Source organism: Nocardiopsis tropica (genome assembly GCF_042660575.1).
Classification (GTDB): Bacteria; Actinomycetota; Actinomycetes; order Streptosporangiales; family Streptosporangiaceae; genus Nocardiopsis; species Nocardiopsis tropica.
Map to the genome: position 1 here is coordinate 14648 of NZ_JBHSUF010000021.1, position 20231 is coordinate 34878.

At 74.0% G+C, this 20231-nt stretch carries 23 protein-coding genes; 4 read left to right on the forward strand and 19 right to left on the reverse strand.

What is annotated here, in order from left to right:
• Positions 1 to 71: 71 nt before the first annotated feature.
• Positions 72 to 1100 (forward strand): AraC family transcriptional regulator, encoded by a 1029-nt coding sequence (locus ACFQBR_RS27060; RefSeq protein WP_267944697.1) that lies wholly within the window; start codon positions 72 to 74, stop codon positions 1098 to 1100.
• 180 nt (positions 1101 to 1280) lie between these two features.
• On the opposite strand, the gene ACFQBR_RS27065 is transcribed toward ACFQBR_RS27060, so the two are convergent.
• Positions 1281 to 1700, reverse strand: a complete 420-nt coding sequence (locus ACFQBR_RS27065) for a MarR family winged helix-turn-helix transcriptional regulator (RefSeq protein ID WP_344184322.1) — start codon at positions 1698 to 1700, stop codon at positions 1281 to 1283.
• 79 nt (positions 1701 to 1779) lie between these two features.
• On the opposite strand from ACFQBR_RS27065, the gene ACFQBR_RS27070 reads away from it, so the two are divergent.
• Entirely contained in the window at positions 1780 to 2616 is an 837-nt protein-coding gene (locus tag ACFQBR_RS27070) for an SDR family NAD(P)-dependent oxidoreductase (protein ID WP_344184321.1), read from the forward strand.
• A gap of 116 nt (positions 2617 to 2732) precedes the next feature.
• Here the strand turns inward: ACFQBR_RS27070 and ACFQBR_RS27075 are convergent, their stop codons facing one another.
• Both ACFQBR_RS27075 and ACFQBR_RS27080 read right to left on the reverse strand, forming a co-directional pair.
• Complete coding sequence (locus ACFQBR_RS27075) at positions 2733 to 3392, reverse strand: class I SAM-dependent methyltransferase (RefSeq protein WP_267944700.1); 660 nt, start codon at positions 3390 to 3392, stop codon at positions 2733 to 2735.
• A 113-nt stretch (positions 3393 to 3505) separates the two neighbouring features.
• Positions 3506 to 4462 carry a PfkB family carbohydrate kinase gene (locus ACFQBR_RS27080; protein WP_378554750.1) on the reverse strand — a complete coding sequence of 319 codons (957 nt, stop codon included), beginning with the start codon at positions 4460 to 4462 and terminating at the stop codon, positions 3506 to 3508.
• A 540-nt stretch (positions 4463 to 5002) separates the two neighbouring features.
• Here ACFQBR_RS27080 and ACFQBR_RS27085 point away from each other — a divergent pair.
• Positions 5003 to 5281, forward strand: a complete 279-nt coding sequence (locus ACFQBR_RS27085; protein WP_344184319.1) for a LapA family protein — start codon at positions 5003 to 5005, stop codon at positions 5279 to 5281.
• Positions 5282 to 5432: 151 nt separating this feature from the next.
• Here the strand turns inward: ACFQBR_RS27085 and ACFQBR_RS27090 are convergent, their stop codons facing one another.
• From ACFQBR_RS27090 to ACFQBR_RS27105, 4 genes are all read right to left on the reverse strand, one after another.
• Positions 5433 to 6308 (reverse strand): sulfite exporter TauE/SafE family protein, encoded by an 876-nt coding sequence (locus tag ACFQBR_RS27090; protein WP_344184318.1) that lies wholly within the window; start codon positions 6306 to 6308, stop codon positions 5433 to 5435.
• A gap of 134 nt (positions 6309 to 6442) precedes the next feature.
• Positions 6443 to 7846 (reverse strand): MBL fold metallo-hydrolase, encoded by a 1404-nt coding sequence (locus tag ACFQBR_RS27095; protein WP_344184317.1) that lies wholly within the window; start codon positions 7844 to 7846, stop codon positions 6443 to 6445.
• A gap of 225 nt (positions 7847 to 8071) precedes the next feature.
• Entirely contained in the window at positions 8072 to 8644 is a 573-nt protein-coding gene (locus ACFQBR_RS27100) for a rhodanese-like domain-containing protein (protein ID WP_344185111.1), read from the reverse strand.
• Positions 8645 to 8919: 275 nt separating this feature from the next.
• The gene (locus tag ACFQBR_RS27105; RefSeq protein WP_267950408.1) at positions 8920 to 9171 is read right to left on the reverse strand and encodes a metal-sensitive transcriptional regulator; all 252 of its coding nucleotides are present in this window, start codon (positions 9169 to 9171) and stop codon (positions 8920 to 8922) included.
• A gap of 217 nt (positions 9172 to 9388) precedes the next feature.
• On the opposite strand from ACFQBR_RS27105, the gene ACFQBR_RS27110 reads away from it, so the two are divergent.
• Complete coding sequence (locus ACFQBR_RS27110; protein ID WP_344185112.1) at positions 9389 to 9829, forward strand: hypothetical protein; 441 nt, start codon at positions 9389 to 9391, stop codon at positions 9827 to 9829.
• 98 nt (positions 9830 to 9927) lie between these two features.
• On the opposite strand, the gene vph is transcribed toward ACFQBR_RS27110, so the two are convergent.
• The 12 genes from vph to ACFQBR_RS27170 form a co-directional block, all read right to left on the reverse strand.
• The gene (vph, locus tag ACFQBR_RS27115) at positions 9928 to 10791 is read right to left on the reverse strand and encodes a viomycin phosphotransferase (RefSeq protein ID WP_267944707.1); all 864 of its coding nucleotides are present in this window, start codon (positions 10789 to 10791) and stop codon (positions 9928 to 9930) included.
• A gap of 211 nt (positions 10792 to 11002) precedes the next feature.
• A complete protein-coding gene (locus ACFQBR_RS27120) occupies positions 11003 to 11359 on the reverse strand; it encodes a hypothetical protein (protein WP_344185113.1) in 357 nt (118 codons plus the stop codon).
• A gap of 357 nt (positions 11360 to 11716) precedes the next feature.
• Complete coding sequence (locus tag ACFQBR_RS27125; RefSeq protein WP_344185114.1) at positions 11717 to 12823, reverse strand: serine/threonine-protein kinase; 1107 nt, start codon at positions 12821 to 12823, stop codon at positions 11717 to 11719.
• 356 nt (positions 12824 to 13179) lie between these two features.
• A complete protein-coding gene (locus tag ACFQBR_RS27130) occupies positions 13180 to 14127 on the reverse strand; it encodes a cytochrome c biogenesis CcdA family protein (RefSeq protein WP_344185115.1) in 948 nt (315 codons plus the stop codon).
• The gene (locus ACFQBR_RS27135; RefSeq protein ID WP_344185116.1) at positions 14124 to 14945 is read right to left on the reverse strand and encodes a DsbA family protein; all 822 of its coding nucleotides are present in this window, start codon (positions 14943 to 14945) and stop codon (positions 14124 to 14126) included. The genes ACFQBR_RS27130 and ACFQBR_RS27135 overlap by 4 nt, the downstream gene beginning before the upstream one ends.
• Before the next feature lie 205 nt (positions 14946 to 15150).
• Positions 15151 to 16137 carry a serine hydrolase domain-containing protein gene (locus ACFQBR_RS27140; RefSeq protein WP_344185117.1) on the reverse strand — a complete coding sequence of 329 codons (987 nt, stop codon included), beginning with the start codon at positions 16135 to 16137 and terminating at the stop codon, positions 15151 to 15153.
• The gene (locus ACFQBR_RS27145) at positions 16134 to 16370 is read right to left on the reverse strand and encodes a hypothetical protein (protein ID WP_344185118.1); all 237 of its coding nucleotides are present in this window, start codon (positions 16368 to 16370) and stop codon (positions 16134 to 16136) included. The genes ACFQBR_RS27140 and ACFQBR_RS27145 overlap by 4 nt, the downstream gene beginning before the upstream one ends.
• A gap of 322 nt (positions 16371 to 16692) precedes the next feature.
• Positions 16693 to 17652: a M56 family metallopeptidase gene (locus ACFQBR_RS27150; protein ID WP_344185119.1), complete on the reverse strand. Its 960-nt coding sequence runs from the start codon at positions 17650 to 17652 to the stop codon at positions 16693 to 16695.
• Positions 17649 to 18059 carry a BlaI/MecI/CopY family transcriptional regulator gene (locus tag ACFQBR_RS27155; RefSeq protein ID WP_344185124.1) on the reverse strand — a complete coding sequence of 137 codons (411 nt, stop codon included), beginning with the start codon at positions 18057 to 18059 and terminating at the stop codon, positions 17649 to 17651. Before ACFQBR_RS27155 ends, ACFQBR_RS27150 begins: the two co-directional genes overlap by 4 nt.
• Before the next feature lie 5 nt (positions 18060 to 18064).
• Complete coding sequence (locus tag ACFQBR_RS27160) at positions 18065 to 18310, reverse strand: hypothetical protein (RefSeq protein ID WP_344185120.1); 246 nt, start codon at positions 18308 to 18310, stop codon at positions 18065 to 18067.
• Positions 18311 to 18416: 106 nt separating this feature from the next.
• Complete coding sequence (locus ACFQBR_RS27165; protein WP_344185121.1) at positions 18417 to 19415, reverse strand: IS481 family transposase; 999 nt, start codon at positions 19413 to 19415, stop codon at positions 18417 to 18419.
• A gap of 591 nt (positions 19416 to 20006) precedes the next feature.
• Positions 20007 to 20231 (reverse strand): WD40 repeat domain-containing protein (locus ACFQBR_RS27170; RefSeq protein WP_378554757.1); only part of this gene is annotated, 225 nt, incomplete at its 5' end.

Sequence of the window (20231 nt, forward strand, 5' to 3'; positions counted from 1 at the left end):
AACGGCATCCGTCCGGACGATTCCATGGGTGAGACACCGGATGGCCTTTGCGATCGTCTAATCTCGTGGGCATGGACGCGTTCGGTGACCTCTTCCGGGGGATGCGGGCCCAGGGCTCGCTGTTCGGCAGCTCGACCCTGACCCCGCCGTGGGCGCTGCGCTTCGTGGACGGGGCGCCGCTGACGCTGTGCACCGTCCTGGGCGGGGGCGGCTGGATCGTGCCGGAGGGGCTCCCGCCCGAGCCGCTGCGCGCCGGGGAGACGGTCATCGTGCGGGGTCCCGCGCCCTTCTCCTTCGTGGACGAGCCCGGCACCCGGGCCGAGGCGGTCGACTGCGGCGAGTACTGCGCGACGCCCGAGCAGGGCGGGACACGGCACCGGGTCGGCTGGAGCGACAGCTGCGGCGTCCCGGGCGAGGGCGCGACGACGCTGGTGGTGGGCGCCTACGCGGCGAGCGGCGAGGTCAGCCGCAGGCTGCTGGAGGCGCTGCCCGTGGTGCTGCGCGTGGCCTCCGGCGGCGGGGCCGATCCCGTCATGGAGCACCTGGCGGCCGAGGTCGCCGCCGACACCCCGGGCCAGCAGGTGGTCCTGGACCGGCTGCTGGACTGGTTGCTGGTCTGCTCGGTGCGCGACTACTTCGACCGGCCCGGCGGCGAGCCGCCGGCCTGGTACGCGGCCCAGCGCGATCCGGTGGTCGGCGCCGCGCTGCGCCTGCTGCACGCCGAACCGGCGGCGCCCTGGACGGTCGCCTCCCTGGCCGTGCGGGTCGGGGTGTCGCGTTCGACCCTGGCCAAGCGGTTCGCGGACCTGGTCGGCGAACCGCCGCTGACCTACCTCGCCCGCTGGCGCATGACGCTCGCGGCGGACCTGCTGGTCGAGCGGGAGTCGGCGACCGTCGCCGAGGTCGCCCGCGCCGTGGGCTACTCCGACGCGTTCGCCTTCAGCGCGGCGTTCAAGCGGATCCGGGGCGTCAGCCCGAGCGGGTTCCGGCGCGCGGGCGCACTCGTCCCCGGGCAGCCGGCCGGTCCGTCCGCGCGGCCTCAGGGCGCCGTGCCCGCGACCGTCCCCGCGCCCCTCACCGCCGTGGGCGGGCGTTCCTAGGCCGACGGGGACCCCAAGCCGGGGACGGTGACCGCCGGGGCGCGCGCCCCGGAGTCGGCTCCGTCCGGTTTCGCGGTTCGGGGGTCGACCGGGCGGGCCGTGGGCCGTCCGACCGGTTCGGGCCGCCGGGGGCTCCCGCCGGGACGGCGCGGCGCCGGCAGAGCGTTCCCGCCCGGTGGTTCAGCCGTGTCGAACCACGCGGCCGAGCAGGGCCATAAGCTGCCTCAGCTCGCTGTCGGAGAGCGCCGCCAGCGGGGACTTCTCCAGGGCAGCCCGGACCAGCTCGTCGCGGACCGCACGGCCCTTGTCGGTCAGGACCAGGACGCGGGAGCGGCGGTCGTCGGGGTCCACGGCGCGCTCGACCAGGCCCCTGTCGGCGAGCTGGTTGGTGAGGAAGGTCAGGTTCGGGGCGTTGCAGTACAGGCGCTCGGCCATCACCTTCATCGAGGGCGGCGGCTCGTCCGGGTCGACGGCCCACAGCGCCTGGAAGGTCGCCGGCGTCAGCTGGTGCCCGGCCAGCGCCTGCCCGATCAGGTCGTTGGTCCGCATCCAGATGTCGTGGGTCGCGGCGACCACCGCGGTGAGTTCGGGTGTGGTCATGCCGCCATTCTACAAACGCTTCGAGCATCGAAGGATCATGCTAGCTTGATACTTCGAGACTCGAAACAAAGGGGGACCTGTGAAAGACGACTACCGCGGTACCACCGCGCTCGTCACGGGCGCGTCCAAGGGGCTGGGGCGGGCCTACGCCCTGGAACTGGCGCGCCGGGGAGCGCGGGTGGTCCTGCTGGCCCGCTCGGAAGCGGACCTCCATGAGCTCGCCGCGCAGATCCGGGAACGGCACGGCGGCCACGGGGCCGGGGCTCCGGGCGCCGGGGTGGCCGAGGTGGTCACCGGCGACCTCGCCGCCCCGGACGGCCCGGAGCGGATCCTGCGGGAGCTGCGCGAGCGCGGCCTGACCGTCGACCTGCTGCTCAACAACGCCGGCATGGGCAGCGTGGGCCCGTTCCTGAGCCGCCCCCTCGGGCCGCAGCTGGCCTCCGTCGGGCTCAATGTCAGCGGCCTGCTCGCACTGACCCACACGATCGGGTCGCAGATGGTCGCCCGCGGCTCCGGCGGCATCGTCAACGTCTCCTCCACCGCGGCCTTCCAGCCCATGCCGTACCAGGCCAGCTACGGCGCGACCAAGGCCTTCGTGCTCTCCTTCACCGAGGCGCTGGCCGAGGAGCTGCGCGGCACCGGCGTCCACGTCATGGCGGCGCACCCCGGCGCGATCGCGACCGGCTTCTTCGACGGCACCTCGGCCACGATCGGCCCGCAGGCCGACACGGCGGCCACCGTCGCGGCCCACACCCTGGACGACTACGCCCGGCGGCGCGCGGTGTCCTACCCGGGCCGGACCGTGAACCGGGTCATGACCTGGCCCGCGCGTCTGCTGCCGCGCACCGTCGTCGCGCGGGTGGCCGGCGGGTTCAACCGGCGGCTGCGCCTGCACGAGGTCGTCGACGCCGCCTGACCCGGACCGGCGGGGCCGTCGGTGTCCCCGGAGCGGGCCGGCCGCCCCGTGGGGGGCGCGGGCGAGGGGGCCCGGGTCCTGCGTCACGGCACGGCCGCGGGCTCCCCCGCCCCTCCTCAGGGGGCGCTCTGCCCGGATCCGCCCGTCCGGTCCAGGCGGGCCAGCACGTGGGCGTCGAGGAAGCCCCGCTCGGAGGCCGGGTCGTGGACCAGCCGTGCGAACGGGACGAGCCCGGCCCCGGCCATCAGCGCGGCGAAGCGGTCCACCGGCCAGCTGTAGGCGGGCGCCACCTTGTGGTCGAAGCGGACCGGCTCCGGTCCGTCGGTGGCGAAGAACGAGGCCAGGAGCAGTCCCTGCGGCGCCAGGACGCGTGCCTGCTCGGCGAGCAGCGCGGGCAGCTCCGCGGGCGGGGTGTGGATCATCGAGTAGTGGGCCAGCACGCCGCCGAGCGCGCCGTCCCCGACCGGCAGGGCCTCCATCCGCGCCTCGTCGAACCGCAGCGCCGGATGGGCCCGCCGGGCGTGGTCGACCATGGCCGGGGAGAGGTCGAGCCCGAAGGCGTCCAGCCCCCGTTCGTGCAGCATGGCCGTCAGGTGCCCGGGCCCGCACCCGACGTCGGCCGCGCGCGGGTTGCCCGTCCCGCGCACCAGCTCGGCGAAGGTGCCGATCATGTTCCGCGAGAACGGCTGCGTCTCCAACCGGTCGGCGAACATCGACGCGTACAGCTCGACGACCCCGTCGTAGGCCGCCCTGGTCTGCTCCTGGTGCTCCGTCACGGGAGGGAAGCTAGCACCCGCGCACGTGCGCCGTCTCCCCGGCCCCGCCCCTCCGGGACCGGCCGCCCGGCCGTCGGAGGGCCCGCGCCTCACCGGCGGCGCCTCCGGTCGGCTCACCGGTTCCGGCCCGGGAGCGCCTCGTCCCCGTGCCGCGCGAGGAAGGCGTCCGTCTCCCCCGCCGTGGGACCCGTGGCCGGTCCGCGGCGGGTGACGGAGAGCGCGGCGGCCGCGTTGGCCCGGCGGGCGGCCTCCACCGGGGCCAGGCCGCCGGCCACGGCGGCGGTGAACACGCCCACGTGCGCGTCGCCCGCCCCGTTGGTGTCCACGGCGCGCACGGGAAAACCGGGCACACGCAGGGGTGCGTCCCCGGCCCCGGCCACCGCGCAGCCCTTGGCGGCGTCGCGCACGACCACCGTGCCGCCGGGGCGGATCCGGGGCAGGAGGAGCGCGGCGGCCTCCTCGGGGGCGGTGCTCCCGGTCACGGTCGCGGCCTCGGCGGCGCTGAGGCTGAGCAGGTCGACGCGGGCCATGACCCGGTCCAGGGTCCGCCGGGGAAGGTCGCCCACGACCGGCGCCGGGTCCAGGACCAGGCGCACCCCCTCGGGGAGGTCGCCGATCCAGGTGAGGAGGTCGTCGGCGCGCGGTCCGGGCAGCAGCGAGTACCCCACGGTGTAGACGGAGTCCCCCGGGCGGGGCCGCAGGGTGCGCAGCTCGGCCAGGGACACCTCCGTCTCGGCGCCCAACCGGGTGATGAAGGTGCGTTCGGCGTCGCCGTCCACCAGGGCCACGCAGAAGCCGGTGTCCGCGTCGGGGAAGGGGGCGTGCGCCACCGCGACCCCCTCCGAGCGCAGCGCGGCACGGACCAGGTCCCCGTGGGGCCCGGTCCCGTGCGACCCCGCGTAGACCACCTCCATGCCCGCGCGCGCCGCGGCGGCGATGACGTTGAATCCTCCTCCGGCCAGGGTCCGCGCGGAGGAGGCGAACACTCCCCCGCCGGCTCGGGGAAGGGCGTCGACATCCATCACGACGTCGACGATCACCGGTCCCACGTGCAGCAGACGTCCGGTCACGGCAGGGCTCCCCTCGACTGCGCCGACCGTTGTGCCGGCCCCGCGATCATCCCGCGGCGGCCGGGGAGCGGGTGCCACCGGGGGGGCGCCGGACCGGACGGTGGCGCGCGGGACCGTCCCCGGCGCCCGGACATGCGGTGCCGGGGACGGCGGGGGCCGACCGGCATGGGTACGGTGGGAGCCCCCGGCGGGGACCGCGGCCGCTCCCCCGCCCCGCCGCTCCGTGAGGGGCGTCCCCGGGGGGACGACGCATAGGAAGTCGGGGTTCTGACACGAACACCCCGGACCCGCTCCGACCTGCACTGTCAGCGCCCCTGACCCCGTTCGTCCGTGGAACGAACACCCCGACGGACCGCCCACACGCGGTCCCGGCCTCGGTGCCTGTCGAATCGGGGAGAAGAATTTCCGGTTTCCGACCCTCGCACGCGGCCGGGCGGGGAATGCCCTCCCTACCGGTCGCGGCGACCGGCAGGCGGCGCCGGAGGACGCACGCGGACCCCGCGCCGAGGCCCCCTCCCCACGGCCGCAGGAGGCGGTCCGGTGAACGCTCCCCCACAACCGGTCGGCGGGACCGCCGGGCACGGATCGTCGCGCAAGGGGTTGTCGTCGGTCCCGCCCCGCATGTGGGCGGCGGTGGTCCTGCTCGTCGTCACCGCCCTCTTCGTGGCCCAGAACCGGGACACGGCGCAGATCCAGTTCCTGGTCGTCTCCCTGACGGCCCCGCTGTGGGCCGCACTGGCCGTGTCGGTCGCCGCCGGCGTGGTCATCGGACTGCTCGTCCGACCGTCACGGCGGCGCAGGCGCGGGGCGTCGGGGTAGGGCCGACCTCCGGCTCCGGGGCTGCCCGAACCGCGCCGGGTCGCGCCCCGCCTGCCGCCGGGTCCCGAGGCGCCCGACGGGGCGGCCCCCGACAGGCCGGCGCCCGATCGGGGTCCGGGGAGCGCGGAGCGCTCCGGCGCCCGCCTCCCCCTCAGGCCCGTGCCCGCAGCAGCGGCAGGGGGCAGTGCTCCCCCGCGACACGGCAGAGGACGGCCAGGAGTGCGAACACAGCGGTGCCGACCGCCACGGCGGGGCCGAGCGGCGCGGGGAGCTCCTGGGCGAGGACGAGGACGCCCACGGCCAGGACGAAGACGCCGAACCCCTTGCGCAGCGCGCCCTCGGGCACCCGGGAGGCCAGTGGCGCGCCGAGGAGCGATCCCGAGACGGCGGCGACGGTGACCACGGCGACCAGCGTCCAGTCCGGGCTCACCGTCGTCAGGTACCCGGCGAGTCCGGCGAAGGACTTCATGGCGATCACGAGCAGCGAGGTCCCCACGGCGGCGGGCATCGCGAGGCCGCCGAGCAGTGCCAGGGCGGGCACCACGAGGAAGCCGCCGCCCGCGCCGACCAGGCCGGTGACGGCGCCCACGGCCAGGCCGTCGAGGACGATCCGCCTCAGGGGCAGACCGTCGCGCCGCCGCTCGCCGTCCCCGGCGGGGGTCTTCCCCCTGCCGAGGAGCATGGCCGCCGCGGTGGCGACCATCATGAGGGCGAAGGCGGTCATCAGCAGGGTCCCGGGGACGTGTCCGCCCACGAGGCCGCCGACGAAGGCGCCCGCCATGCCGGCCGCCCCGAAGACCAGGCCGGTGCGCCACCGGACGTTGCCCCTGCGCGCGTGGGTGGCCGCGCCGACCAGCGACGTCACGCCGACGACGAACAGGGAGGCGGCCACGGCGCCCTTGGGGTCCATGCCCGCGACGTAGGTCAGCAGCGGGACCATCAGGATGGAGCCGCCGCCTCCGAGCAGTCCGAGCGCGAGCCCCACCACCAGGGCGGGGCCCACGACGAGGATCAGTGGGAACTCCATGCTTCGTCACTCTCCGTGGCGTGGTTCTGCGGGCGCGGCCGCGTGGGCGGTGCGCCCCTGGTCGGGCCGGGGGCGGGGGGTTGGGTCGGGCGGGTGCGCCGCCCCGTCCGGGCGGGCGCCGGGGCGGCGGCCGCTCAGGGCCGGGTGTCCCGTCCCTGCTTCCAGGCGGTCCAGCCCGTGTAGCTGCCGTCGAGTTCGACGACGTCGTAGCCTGCGCGGCGCAGGGCACTGGCCGCGACGGAGTTGCGCGCGCCCGCCTGGCAGTAGGTCACGACGGGGCCGTCGTCGGGCAGCTCGTCGAGGTGCCACAGGATCCGGCCCGCGCTGAGCTGGGCGGAGCCGGGGATGTGCCCCGCGGCGTGTTCGGTCCTGTTGCGCACGTCCAGGACGAGTGCGGCCCCGTAGTCCTCCAGCTGCGCGGGGGCGATGACGGCCGGAACGGTCGTCGGCAGGCCCTCGAGCCCGGTGGTGTAGCCGGTCACGCGGTCGATGCCGACCCGCAGCAGGTGGTCGCGCACCTTTCCGGCGGTGTCGCCGTCGGGGGCGAGGAGCACCAGGGGGCGGGTCTCGGTCTCCGGGTCGTGGGCCCAGGCGCCGAAACTCGCGGCCTTGGCCGGACCGGGGACGTTCAGCGCCCCGGCCACGGTGCCGCGGTGCACCTCGGTGTGGGGCCGGGTGTCGACGAACACGATCCGGTCCTCCTCCAGGGCGCTGCCGATCGCGGCGTTCGCGAGTTCGGGGAGCGGGGGCAGGGGGCCCAGGATCTCGGGCCCCTCCCTGTTCTGGCGCTTCATCCTGGCGAAGTAGGCGTGGGCGTCGGGCTGTCCGTCGAGGAGTTCGTCGACGAAGCCCTTCTCGTCGTCGTCGCGCAGGTAGGGGCCCCACCAGGCGTTGAGGCGCTCGTATCCGACCGTGGTGGCCGGGAGCGCCCCGAGGGCCTTGCCGCACGCGCTGCCGGCCCCGTGCCCGGGGAGGACCTGGACGTGGTCGGGCAGGGTCAGGAAGGTGTCGCGCAGGCTGGCGAACAGGTGGCGCGCGCCCTCGAAGCGTGTGTCCTCTCCCCCGGCGGCCTCGTCGAGCAGGTCGGGGCGGCCGATGTCTCCGGCGAAGACGAAGTCGCCGGAGAGCAGGTAGCCCGGCTGGTCGCTGAAGGCCCCGTCGGTGATCAGGAAGGACAGGTGTTCGGGGGTGTGCCCGGGGGTGTGCCGGGCCCGCACGGTGATGTTGCCGACGGTGACGGTGTCGCCGTCCATGAGCCGTTCGGCGTCGAAGCCGTACTGCCAGTCCTCGCCGCCCTCGCCGGAGACGTAGGCGGTGGCGCCCGTCGCCGCGGCGAGTTCGCGTGTGCCGGAGAGGTAGTCGGCGTGGATGTGGGTCTCGGTCACGGCCACGATCCGCATGCCGTGCCTGCGTGCCAGGTCGAGGTACTCGCCGATGTCGCGGCGGGGGTCGACCACGAGGGCCTCTCCCCGGGCCTGGCAGCCGATGAGGTAGCTCGCCTGGGCGAGGTCGTCGTCGTAGACGCGTTCCAGCAGCATGTCTTCTCCTTGTCGGTGGTTGTCCGCCGCTCCTGCGGATACTCCGGGGAGTATGTGGAGGAGCGGGTGCGGCGATGGCTGCGGGCCGGTCCCGGCCCCGGGTTCGTGTCGGTGCCGCGTGGGCCCGGCGGTCGGCGCCGCTCCCGGGCCGCGACCGGGGCGGGGCCCGCGCGGTGGCCGGGGCCGCGTCCGGCGGGGCCGGCGGCGGCGCCCGGCCCGCGGGGGTCACCGGCGGGCGGCGATCCGTTCGAGGGAGTCCTCGATGTCGACGTGGCCGCGGGGCCGGTTGTAGGGCAGGCGGGCCAGGGCCGTGCCCATCATGCAGGTGTCGGTGACCGCGGCGAAGGCCAGTCCGGCGCCGATGAGACCGGCGAGCGCCACCGCGGGCGGCCACAGGAGGGAGGCGAGCACGGAGGTGAGCACGAGGCCCCCGGCGACCAGGCGGACCTGGCGCTCCAGAGCCCACCGCTCCCGTCCCCGCACGACGGGGGCTCCTTGGGCCTCCCAGGCGTTCATGCCGCCGCTCATCACCACTGTGTCCCGCAGGCCCGCCTCCGCCAGCCTGTCCTGGCACCGGCGGGCCCTGGCCCCGGACTGGCAGACCAGGACGAGGCCTCGCCCGGCGTCGGCGGCGATGCGCTCCAGGTGGTCGTCCACCCGCTGCAGGGGCAGGTTGACCGCTCCGGGGATGTGGGAGCTCTCGTACTCGGCCGCGGTGCGCACGTCCACCAGCAGGGTGTCGGGGTCGGTCTCGACCAGGCTGCGCACGGCGTGGACGTCGATGCTGTTGCCGCTCATGTGTCTCCGTGGGTTCTCGGACGGCCCGGGCGGGCCGTCGGTGGTTCGTGGGCGCCGTGTGGGCGACCGCCCACCCCTCCATACCCCGGGGAGTATCGGGAGAGCGGGCCGGCCCCTCGGGCGCGGCGAAAGGAAGGAGCCCGTGCCGTACGGTTCGGCCGCCCGATCATACCGGGGGGAGTATCCGAACTGCACAGACCCGCCCCTGTCGGAGCGGGAGGGTCCGGCCCCCGGCGCGGACGGCGCGCGGGCGCGCGGAGGGACCCCGCGAAGTCCTAGGCCAGGGCGAGGAAGAGCTTCTCCAGCTCCTCCTCGGTGAGCTCGGGCTCCTCGCCGCGGTCACGGGCGGTGTTGCAGTGCCGCATGCCGCTGGCGACGATCTTGAACCCGGCCCGGTCCAGGGCCCGGGAGACGGCCGCCAGCTGCTGGAGGACCGCCGCGCAGTCCTCGCCCTCCTCGATCATCGAGATCACACCGGAGAGCTGCCCCTGGGCGCGCTTGAGCCTCGTGAGGGCGTCGCCGACCATTTCAGGCTTCATCTGCATCCTTTCTCCTTATGGCCGCCAGCATACCCCCGGGCGTATCCGTTCCGACCGTTGGACGGGTCACACCCCCACCGGACGCCCTCGTCCCCGGCACCCCGCGGACCGTCCCGCCCGGCGATGACTTATCTTCTATGCAAGATAGAAAACAGATCGGCGGCCCGCCTCCCCCGGAGCGGCCCCGGGAGAGGCGAGGACGCGGATGCTTGCGTGGACCTACCGGCACTGGGCGGTCGCCGCGGCCGCCACCCTGGGCGCACTGGTGCTCCTGGGGGTGCCCACCGTACTGGTGCCCAACGGTTTCTTCACGAGGGAGATCGAGCCCACCTGGTGGTCCTACCCCGTCTGGGGCGCCGGCGCGGTGCTGTCCGGCCTGCTCGCCGCGACCTACGTCGGCAGGGGCGGGGAGCGGGAGGGGAACACACGTGGCGGCCTGGGCGGTGTCGTCCTGACCTGGCTGGCCATCGGCTGCCCGGTGTGCAACAAGCTCGTCCTGCTGGCGCTGGGCGCCTCGGGCGCCCTGGCGTGGTTCGCGCCGCTACAACCGGTGCTCGCCGTGGCCGGGCTCGCCCTCCTCGCCGTGGCCCTGCGGGCCCGGCTGCGCACCGCCGGCTCCTGCCCTCTCCCCCCGCCCCGGGGCTGAGGCGCCGGCGCCCGCCGGGGTACGGGGCGGCGACCGCCTGCTTCCGCCGGGCTGCCGTCGACATGAGGGGCACCATGCGGCGGATGCGCCGGTGCGCCTCAGCGGTAGCCGGCCAGGCCGTCGGCCAGTTCTTCCCCGTCGCCGTCGCGGAGGGCGTAGAGGGCTTGCTGCAGGGCGAACGTGCCGCGGATCGCGGTGATGCGGGTGGCGAGCCCGTCGTCCGGCCGACCGCCCAGGGCGAGCACCCGCTCCAGGAGGCCGCGGCCGTGGCCGGCGCCGATAGCCGCGAGGTCCTCGGCCGGGTCGCCGAGTGCGACACCGTCCCAGTCGAGTACTCCGGAGAGGTGCGGCAGACCGTGCTCCCACTCCCACAGGACGTTCTCGGCGCCGAGGTCACCGTGCACCACGGCCCGGTCGACGTGGGGAAGGCCGTCGAGCACGGCGAGTTCCCGTTCGGCCCGCAGGCGCCCACTGTCGGACATGAGCGGGAACAGCTCTGCGCGTACGTCCTCAGCGAACCGCCGCCACCGGTCTTCCGGTTCCTGGGACAGAACCGCTCGTACCGTCTCGTCGGCACCGGCACGGGCCAGCCCGGACAGCAGCGCGGCGTACTGCGCCGCCACGGCGCCGGCCACTCGGGCGTCGTCGAGCGAGTCGGTCTCCAGCGGTTCCCCGGGGATGCGGCCGAGCACCAGGAACGGCTCCTCGTCGGTGCCGTGGGCGCCGCCCCTGAGCAGCGGCTCGGGTATGCGGAAGCCGAGGTCGAGGCCGGCGAGTGCCTGCAGTGCGGCCGCCCGCTCGGGCAGCCGGGCGGCCGCCGCCCGGCTGCGGGGCAGGCACACGACGCGGTCCGAGCCGATGACCACGGTGTGGAACTGCCCCTGGCGCACTGCGAGGCCGTCCGGTTCGTCGTGGGGCAGCAGACGGCTCAGCAGAGCGCGATGCGTCGTCCGGATGCTCATGGGAATGGCCTCTGGATCCTTCGATGGGTCGGGGGCGATGTGCGCGAAGTGCTGTCGGGCCGCGCCGGCGAAGGCGCCTCTCGCCGCGGACACGGGGTCCCGTTCCCGGCGTCGGGCGGCCAGGACGTCGGGGCGAGATGTTGGTGTTCTGGATCGTTGTCGCGGTGGGGGCGGTCGGTCCGTCCCCGCCTGCGAGCGCACGCCGGGCCGGTCACCCCTCGGCGCCGCCCTCGCGGTCCGCGAGGAACTCGTCGAGGAGGCGGAAGAGGACCTCGATCGCGCGGGCCTCGTGCTCGGGCGGCAGTTCCCAGGGGTTGTCCCAGCCCTCGGGCAGGGCGATGTGCAGGACCTGGCCGGGCCAGGCGTGGGTGCAGTCCCGTCCCCCGTGGGCGACCAGCCACTCGTGCCACCCCTCCAGCCCGGGTGCCCCGTGACGGGCCGAGCTCTGGTCGTACCCGGTCAGGAACGCGGTCATTGCGTGGAAGGTGGCGCGGCCGACGAACATCCCCGGCCGCTTGCCCACACCGGCGAAGTACTCGCGTTCACTCATCTCGTTGACTCTGGTCATACTTCCGCTTCCTCGCGTGATCGCGGTCATGGCCCGAAGTCTGCCCCGGCCGCAGGTACCGCATCCGGTCGACCGTCACCGGGAGCGGCCGGAACCGGCGACGGCACCGACAGCTTCGGTTTCTGGCACCGATCTTGCGGTGCGTCACGTTCCATGGGCCGGTCGGAGCAGAAGCAGGAGCACCTCACGGCTCTCCGAAGCGCGCACGTGGCTCCAGGGCCCAGGCCTTCGCGCCCCTTCTGAGCCGACCGCGAGACCGGTGCCAGGCCCCGAACACGACAGTGCTCGTGAGCGTGGAGACGTCAGTGGTCGGTTTCCGGATCAGCCGCTGATCGTCCGTACACGAGCCCCGGGTGCTCAGCTCTCCCCGCCACCGGCCTCCTCGATCGCCTCGACCAGTGCGACGGCCCGACGGAGCACGTGGTCCAGGCCGTCCTGTGGCATCCGCCCCTGGCGCACGGCCGCCTCCACCCCGCTCAACATCGCGCACACCTCCGCAGGCGACTCCAGGCCCGTCGGGGGCCGCGTACCGCATGCGGCCAGGACGCTGTCGGGGGTGGGGCGGTCAACGGGGTCCTTGGCCAGGCAGGCGGAGACCAGGTCCTTCAGCGGCCCGGTCAGTCCGCTCAGGTCGGGTTCGGAGTGGATAATACGGTGGGTGATCGCGTGGGCGGGGCCCTCGCCGAACGGGCTGCGGCCGGTGGCGGCGAATGCCAGCACGCACCCGAGGGAGAACACGTCGGAGGCGGGTCCCACCGAGGCCCCGGTGACCTGTTCGGGGGACATGAAGGCGGCGGTGCCCAGCACGGCGTGGGTTCGGGTGTAGGAGGTGGCGTCCAGGGCGCGGGCGATGCCGAAGTCGATCAGGCGGGGCCCGTCGGCGGCCAGGAGGACGTTGCCGGGCTTGAGGTCGCGGTGAACGATCCGGCATGCGTGCACCGCGACGAGTCCCTCGGCCAGGCCCGCGCCCAGGGCGGCGACCGAGTCCGCCGGGAGCGGGCCGTGCTCGCGGACCGCCGCGTACAGGGTGGGCCCGGGGATATAGGCGGTGGCCAGCCAGGGCGGGTTCCCGGCGGGGTCGGCGTCCACAACCTGGGCGGTGTGGAACCCGCCGACCCTGCGGGCGGCCTCGACCTCGGCGGCGAAGCGGCGGCGGAACTCGGGGTCTTCGGCGAGCTCGGGGTGGACGACCTTGATCGCGACGTCGCGTCCGCCGGGGGAACGGCCCAGATACACCCGGCCCATGCCGCCGGCGCCCAGGCGACCTGAAAGCCTGTAGGGGCCGATCCGCTCGAGGTCTGGGTCCATCTCCAAAGGCCTGGTCTTCGACACGGCGTCCCTGGGAAGCGGAGGAGTCTTGTGACGCAATCGCCGCCTGTTGAAGACCATCACTCCGACGGCGGCGAGCACGAAGACGACCACGATCACCCAGGAGGGCCAAGGGAAAATGGTGAAATTCGGCATAGGGCGACGGTAGCCGGACCCAGGGGGCGCCAGGCCGTTCGCGGACGGTCGTCACCGTTTGGAGAGCGGGCGCCGAAGAACTGGCCGCCGACCCGCCAAGGGCGAGTTCACCGTCGACCCGGCCGTGCGGTTCAGCCTTCTCCCCCGAGCACTCACCGACAGCGCAGGAGGAGCGCTGACGTCCCTGGGATGTCTGGCACCGATCCTGTGGTGCGTCACGTTCCATGACTCGGTCGGAGCAGAAGCAGGGACACTTCACGGCTCCTCGAAGTGCGCACGTGGCTCAAGAGCACAGGTCTGCGCGCCCCTTCGTGAGCCAACCGCGAGACCGGTGACAGAACCCGTCCCCGCGGCCGTCAACACGAGGATCCCGCCGGGCCCGAAGGACTTTCAGGACCACGGGGGCCGGGGGCCTCCCCGCCCCGGTCCGACTCCTGCCCCGGCGCCTCGGAGGGCCGTGTCGGCTCCGGCCCCGCGGCCTCCCCGCGCTGGCGGTACCAGCCGCGGAGCCCGACCGCCAGGAGCAGGAGGCCCACCGCCGCCAGCAGAACGGTGTCGGCCCCCGATCCGCTGACCCCGAAGACCCACTCCTGGACGCCGTGCGCCGCCTCGGTGAGGCGGCCCGTTCCGCCGAAGAGGGTCGCCGTCCCCTGCGAGGTGAGGAACAGGACCCCGACCCCGATGAACAGCAGGCCCGACAGCAGGGCGGTGGTGTGCAGTTCCACCGGGCCCAGACGGAGGGTGCGGCCCCGCAGCCAGCGGCGGGATCCGAGGTCGTAGCGGTCCCACAGCAGCGCCAGCAGGAACAGCGGCGCGGCCATGCCCAGGGCGTAGACCGCCAGGAGCAGGGCGCCGCGCACGGTTCCGCCGGTGGCGGCGACGGTCAGCACCGCGCCCAGGATGGGGCCGGAGCAGAAGCCCGCGAACCCGTACACCGCTCCCAGGGCGAAGACCGACACCCCGTTGGTCCTGCCGGCCAGGCGCCCCTGGATGCGCTGTGCCAGGCCGGAGGAGAAGCCGAAGCCCGCGATCTGGGCGAGGCCGAAGGCGATGACGAGCCATCCGGCGACGGCGATCAGGAGTTCCCGCTCTCCGTAGACCAGGCGGCTGACCAGCGCGGATCCCGCCCCCAGGGGGACGAGGGTGGTGCACAGCCCGAGGTAGAACACCGTCGTGCGCACGAGGAGGCGGCGCGGGTCGCGGAAGGCGTAGCCGAAGAAGGAGGGGAGCAGGAGCGCGCTGCAGGGGCTGAGCAGGGCGAGCACACCGCCGGCCAGGGCGGCGGCGAAACCGATGTCGGTCACTGCCGCCCACCCCCGGTCCCGGCGGCCTCCAGGGAGCTGTCGATGACCGCCTCGAACACCTCCAGGGGCTGGGCGCCCATGACGGCCTGGCCGTTGATCAGGAAGGCCGGGGTCGAGGTGACACCGATCGAGAGACCCTCGGAGAAGTCGCGTTCGACCTGCGCGGCCGCGGCGTCCGCGGCGCGGTCCTCGTCGAACCGCCCGGTGTCCAGTCCCAGTTCGTCGACGACCCCGGCGAGGGTCTCCTCGGTGTCGCTCTCGCCCGGTTCCTCGGCCGCGGCGTAGTAGGCCTCGTGGAACTCCCAGAAGGCGCCCTGCTCGGCGGCGGCTCGGGAGGCCCGGGCGACGTCCTCGGAGGTGTCGGTGATGACGGGGAAGTCCCGCCACTCGATGCGCAGGTCGCCGGACTCGACGTAGTGCGCCAGCTCGGGCTGGGTCTCCTGTACCCAGCGGCCGCAGTAGGGGCAGTGGTAGTCGGAGTAGACCACCATGACGACCGGTGCGTCGACGTCGCCCAGGGCCGTGGGGTCGTCGGCCTGCCTGCGGGCCATGGGAGCGTCGGCCCCGGCGGGGGCCGCGTCCCCGGGTCCGTCGGCGGCGGACCCGGACGGCGCGCCCGACGCGCCCGCCTCCTGTGCCGCGCCCGTCTCCTCCGCGGGGCCCTCGGAGAACCGCACCACGGCGACTGCTGCGGTGACCAGGAGCAGGGCCGCGCCCGCCGCCAGGGGCACCTTCCAGGAGGCGCCGCCGCGGGCGGCGGTTCCGCCTCCGGAGGAGCGGCCCGCGGGCTGCGCTCCCTGCTTCGGGGCATCGGACATCGTCGGCCTCTTTCCTCACCCGGCAGTTGTTTCTATCCAACATAGTAGAGCCGCTAAGGTGGATAGAAACACGGGTCGGGGGTGTGCCGCCCCGGCCCGCGCCTTCCGTCCGGCGGGACGGCGGCGGCCCCCGGGGGCGGGTAGCGGGCGGCTGAGGACCATCCCGTCAGTGTCTGCTGTCGGCGGGCGGACGCACCTGGTCGTGTTATCGGCGGCTGGTGCGGCCGTGCTCGGCCAGGAGCGTGAACCCGGGACGGTCGACCGATGCGGCGGTGGCCGAGAGGACGGCGACGCCGGTGCCGGTACTGCGGTCGAGTCCGAGCCAGGACCGGAAGCCGCCGGTGCCGCCGTTGTGCCAGGTGACCGGACGGCCCTCCGCCTGGATCGTGATCCATGCGGCGCCGATGCGGGCGCCGGCGCCGAACGGGGCGATCGGATCGAGTGCGGCGACGCCCGGGGCGCTGCCGTCGAGTACCGCCGCCGTGAAGCGGGCCATGCCGGCGATGGAGGCCCGGACGCCGCCTGCCGGTCCGATTCCCTCACCGGTCCAGGGTTGTCGCGGTCGTCCACGGAGGCTTCTGCCGTCGAGCGCCCCGGGGCGAAGGTCGTCGGCCGTCCCCGGGACGTAGAAGCAGTCGAGTTCCAGCGGGGTGGCGATGCGCTGTCGGACGAGCTCCGGGTAGGTCGTCGCGGCGGCGCGGGCGAGGGCGTGCCCGAGAAGTTCGAATCCGAGGTTGGAGTAGCGGGGCCGTGGCGTGCCCAGCGGGGTATCCCGGGCTTGGTCGAGGAGCTGTTCGAGGTCCTCGCCGTAGGGGTTGGTTCCGTGTCGCCACAGGGCGAAGGTGCGCCGCCATGGTCGTGCGGACCTCGGTAGGCGGGGCAGGCCGGAACGGTGCGTGCTGAGCGATCGCAGTGTCACTCGTGCGGCGGGGGCGTCGCCCAGCGGCAGCAGTTCGCCGAGGCTCGTGTCGGGGGTGATCTCGCCCCGGGCGAGGGCGTCGGCGTAGAGCAGCCCGGTGACCGCCTTCGTGATCGAGCCGATTTCGAAGTCGGCGTCGAAGCCGGTTCCGCGGCTCGCCACGTGCATGCCCGCAGGCGTGACCACGGCCGCCGCGGCGACCGGGTGGCGCGGGCCCAGCAGTTCGCCGAGTCTGGTGACGAGCTGCTGGTCGCCGTGTGTCCCGGCGGTCATGACCGGCCGCCGAACAGGCCCCGACCGGCGTACTTCTCGTGGAATGCCTGTTTCGAAACACCCAGGGCGGCGGCGGTTCGCGGCCATGTGGCGCCGTTGTCGCGGACGCGGCGCACCAGTACCGCTTCGATGCGTTCCGTCTCGGCGCGGAGTCGCGTCACGGCGTCCAATCCCACCAATGGGTCGTGGTCGGCCGTCGGTGCCGCGAGCTCGGTCGACTGTTCCATATCCATGAGTCAACCTTAGTTGACCGCCATCCGGTTCGTCAACCAAAATTGACTCCGTCGGCCGAAGAGCGCCTCCCGGACGCTGTCGAGGCGCGTGTGGACAGGACTGGGTGACGGGCGTGATCACAGCAGCGGACGAGACGATGATCGAGCTGTTCAGCGAGCTACCGGTCCGGCAGTCCACCAAGCCCATCCGGCAATTGCGGCGCGAGGGCACCGATCCTCCGCGCAAGGGGAGGCCGTGGAAACCCACCTTCGAAGACCGTGTCCTGCTGATGCCCGCCTACTGGCGCACTGATCTGACGACCGTGCGGGCACGCGGAAGGGCTCAGCCGGCGGCGCACTGGCAGTGCGGGATCAGCACCGCGGCGAGCGCCGACGCGACCGTGAACACCAGGGGCAGCGCCACGAGCGCGGCGGTGGCCCAGGTGCGGGCACGCGCCCTCCAGGGGCGGCACCGCTCGGGCGGCCGGACCTGGCGACGCACGCGTTCGACCGGGCACGCGCCGCCGATGGACAGGGTCTGCGGCGCCCCGGCCGGCGCGGCCCCGGCGAGGGAGCCCAGCGCGTGGACCAGGGGGCGCATCCCGACGGCGCGCACGGCGTGGTCGTCGGCTGCCCACTCCACCAGGACGGGGACCTCGCGCGCCGCGGCGCGGAACAGGGGGACGCCGGGGAAGGCGCGGTCGAGCAGCCGGACCCAGGCGACGACGAGGTGGTGCCGACCGCGCAGGTGCGCCCGCTCGTGGGCCAGGACGGCGCGGGCCTGGGGGGCGGTGAGCACGCCGAGGGCGCCCCGGGTGATGACGACGCCGCCCCGGCTGCCGGGGACGCAGTAGGCCCCGGGCTCGGCGGTCTCCAGCAGCCACACGGGCTGGCCGTGCAGGCGTCGGCGCCGCGCCGTGGCCAGGAGGCCGTCGTGGTGGGTGCGCCTCCAGGACAGGCCGGCCCGCCCCTGGCGGGCGGCGGTCCACAGCAGGCGCAGGAGGGCGGCCAGGGCCAGTGCCGCCCCGGCTGCGATCCCCCACCCGGCGTGGTTGCGCTCCAGGGCCTGCAGGAGGCTGACGCACGCCGCCAGGACGCCCTTGACCGAAGGGCCCAGGAGGTCGGCGGCGAGCACCGCGAGCAGGGTCGCGCAGGAGAGCACCCAGGCCGCGGTGGCCGCGGTCCACAGCGCCAGCATGGTGCGCGGGCCCGGGTCGCAGGAGCGGGCGGTGCGGCGCAGGAGCCCGGGGCCCCTGACCCCGAGCGCGGCCACGGCGCACAGGGCGGCGAAGGACCAGATCACGGTTCCTCCTCGCCCGGCACCTCGGAGAGCAGGGCGCGCAGGGCACGCACGTCCTCGGGCTGCATGGTGTCGACGAAGCGCAGCAGTGTCGCCTCGGAGTCGCGGCTGCCGGTCAGCGCCTCGTGCATCACCTCGGCCGCGTGCGTCGAACGGTCGCGCAGGGGGCGGTAGAACCACAGGCGGCCGATCCGCTCGCGGTCGACCCATTCCTTGCGCCGCAGGTTCTCCAGGACGGTGGAGGTGGTGGTGTAGGCGATCTCGTGGTCGGTGAGCCCCTCCAGGACACCGCGCACGGGCAGGGGCTCGGGCGCCCGCCAGAGCACCTCCATGACCGCGGCCTCCAGTGGTCCCAGCCCAGCGATCATCGCACCCGTACCCCGCATCGACGTCGAATCCTCCCTCAGCATAGTGATCACGCGCCTCCCCGTTCGCGGTCGGCGCCGTGCGGGGGAAACACGGTGTAGGAGTCGGCGCCGCCGTCGCCGGGCACCGCCGCCACGGCCGTGCCGCCCACCGTCCCGGCCACCGGGATCCGCCAGTGGCCGCGTCCCAGGAGGGCGCCGTCGGCCATGGAGCGGACGCGGTTCTCCCCGTCGAGCGAGGTGTACAGGTACCCGGAGACGATGCCGACGGGCCGCTCCCCCGGGTCCGCCCCCACCGTCCACGCCCGGTTCCCGGAGGCCCGGTCCCACCCCGCGATGAGGGGTTCACCGGAGCGGGCGGAGGTCCCGGCGACGGCTGCGCTTATCTAGGGTTGTCAAGCCCTAGGTGTACTGACCTGAGAGGTTAGGTACGCGGGTGGCGGGAGGGCCGTTGATCGCGGTGTGGAACCGGTGGTGATTGTAGTGGTGCAGCCATCCGGTGAACGCCTCCGCGCGTTCGGTCTCGCTGATGTAGGGGCGGGCGTAGGCCCATTCCTCGGCCAGGGTGCGGTGGAAGCGTTCCACCTTGCCGTTGGTCTGGGGCCGGTAGGGGCGGGTCCGCTTGTGCTTGATACCGGCCCCGGCCAGGGTGTCCCGCCAGGTGTGGGACCGGTAGCAGGCCCCGTTGTCGGTCAGTACCCGCTCCACCTGCACGCCCGCCGAGGCGAAGTAGGCCCGCGCCCGCTGCCAGAAGGCGACCGCGGTGTCCTTCTTCTCGTCCTCGAGCAGTTCGGTGTAGGCCAGGCGGGTGTGGTCGTCCAGGGCGGTGTGCAGGAAGACGCTGCCCAGGCGGGGTTCGTGGCGGCTGTCGCGGACCACGCCCCGGGTCGCGGCGCGGTTGCGCCGTCCCTGGGCCCGTCCGGCGGTGCGGTGGCCGCCTCCGTCGGGGATACGGCCGAGTTTCTTGATGTCCACGTGCACGAGCTCGCCGGGTCGGGCGCGTTCGTAGCGGCGCACGGCCTGGCCGGTGGCGCGGTCGGTGTGTGCGAGGCGGGCGCACCGGTAGCGGGTCAGGATCCGGTGGACGGTCGAGGCGTGCATGCCCAGGTGGCCGCCGATGCGGGCCGGCCCCCACCGGCGCAGGTGGCGGAGCTTGATCACGCGGCGCTCGCGGCGGGTGGGGGTGCGGCGGGGCTGGTGGTGGGGGCGGCTGGAGGCATCGGCCATGCCGGCCCGGCCCAGGAGCCGGTAGCGGTCGGCCCACCGGTGGGCGGTGGTGGGGCTGACCTGGAAGCGTTCGGCGGCCCGCCGCAGGGGCCAGCCCCGGTCGACGACGCAGCGGGCCAGCGCGAGGCGTCCGGCGGGTGTGAGGGTGGCGTTGGCGTGGGTAGTGTGGGGCATCGAGGGCCTTCCGGTCCGGTGGTAGATGTCGCAATCCACACCGATACCGGAGGCCCTCTTCGCGTGTGTCAGGCGGGGTGGGTGTTACCAACCTCCGTGGTCAGTACACCTAGGGCTGGTCACAGCGTTGTTCAGGTGAGAGTGACGTGAGGGACGCTCTATCAATCCATGAGGTTGGGGTACCGGGAAGGGCGGTTCGGACTGCGGCTCTGCGCCAGCTCGTGCTCCAAGCCCCCGCACCGGTGATCGCTCAAGCGTTGGGGGTTCCACGACAAGACCACCACTCAGGTCCTCACGGAAGCCGGAGGAAGTTGGAACCGCTACGTTTCCGGCAACCACGCACGGTGATCACGGCGGCGGAAGCCACGGAGAACACAGATCACTCGATCAACGACTCCTGCCAGCCCCCCGACTTCCCAGCGGTCAGACAACTTAGGTTGATGACTGCGGACACACGATGGCCCCACGGGAGGCATGAAGCCCCGGCCGTCGCCGGGCTGCACATTTCGTTCCTATCCGCTCCCTCGAGCGCTCGGCCGAGCGCATCGATGGCTCGGTAGATGGGCCCTCAGGGGGAGACAGGGCAGGACCTTATGTCGAACACACCGGTTCGTGCGGCACATCTTGCAAATACAGCGCCTGCTCAAGTTCGGTGAGTTCTCGGCGGAGTGCACTGCAGATCTGTTCCTCGGCATCGTCCACGTCGAGATACGCCATGCCCCATACCCGTACCGTGCCGTCGTCGCTCGTGCTGGCCAGCTGGTTCCCGTCCGGGGAGAACACCACTGACGTCACCGTGCCGTCGTGGCCGGTGAG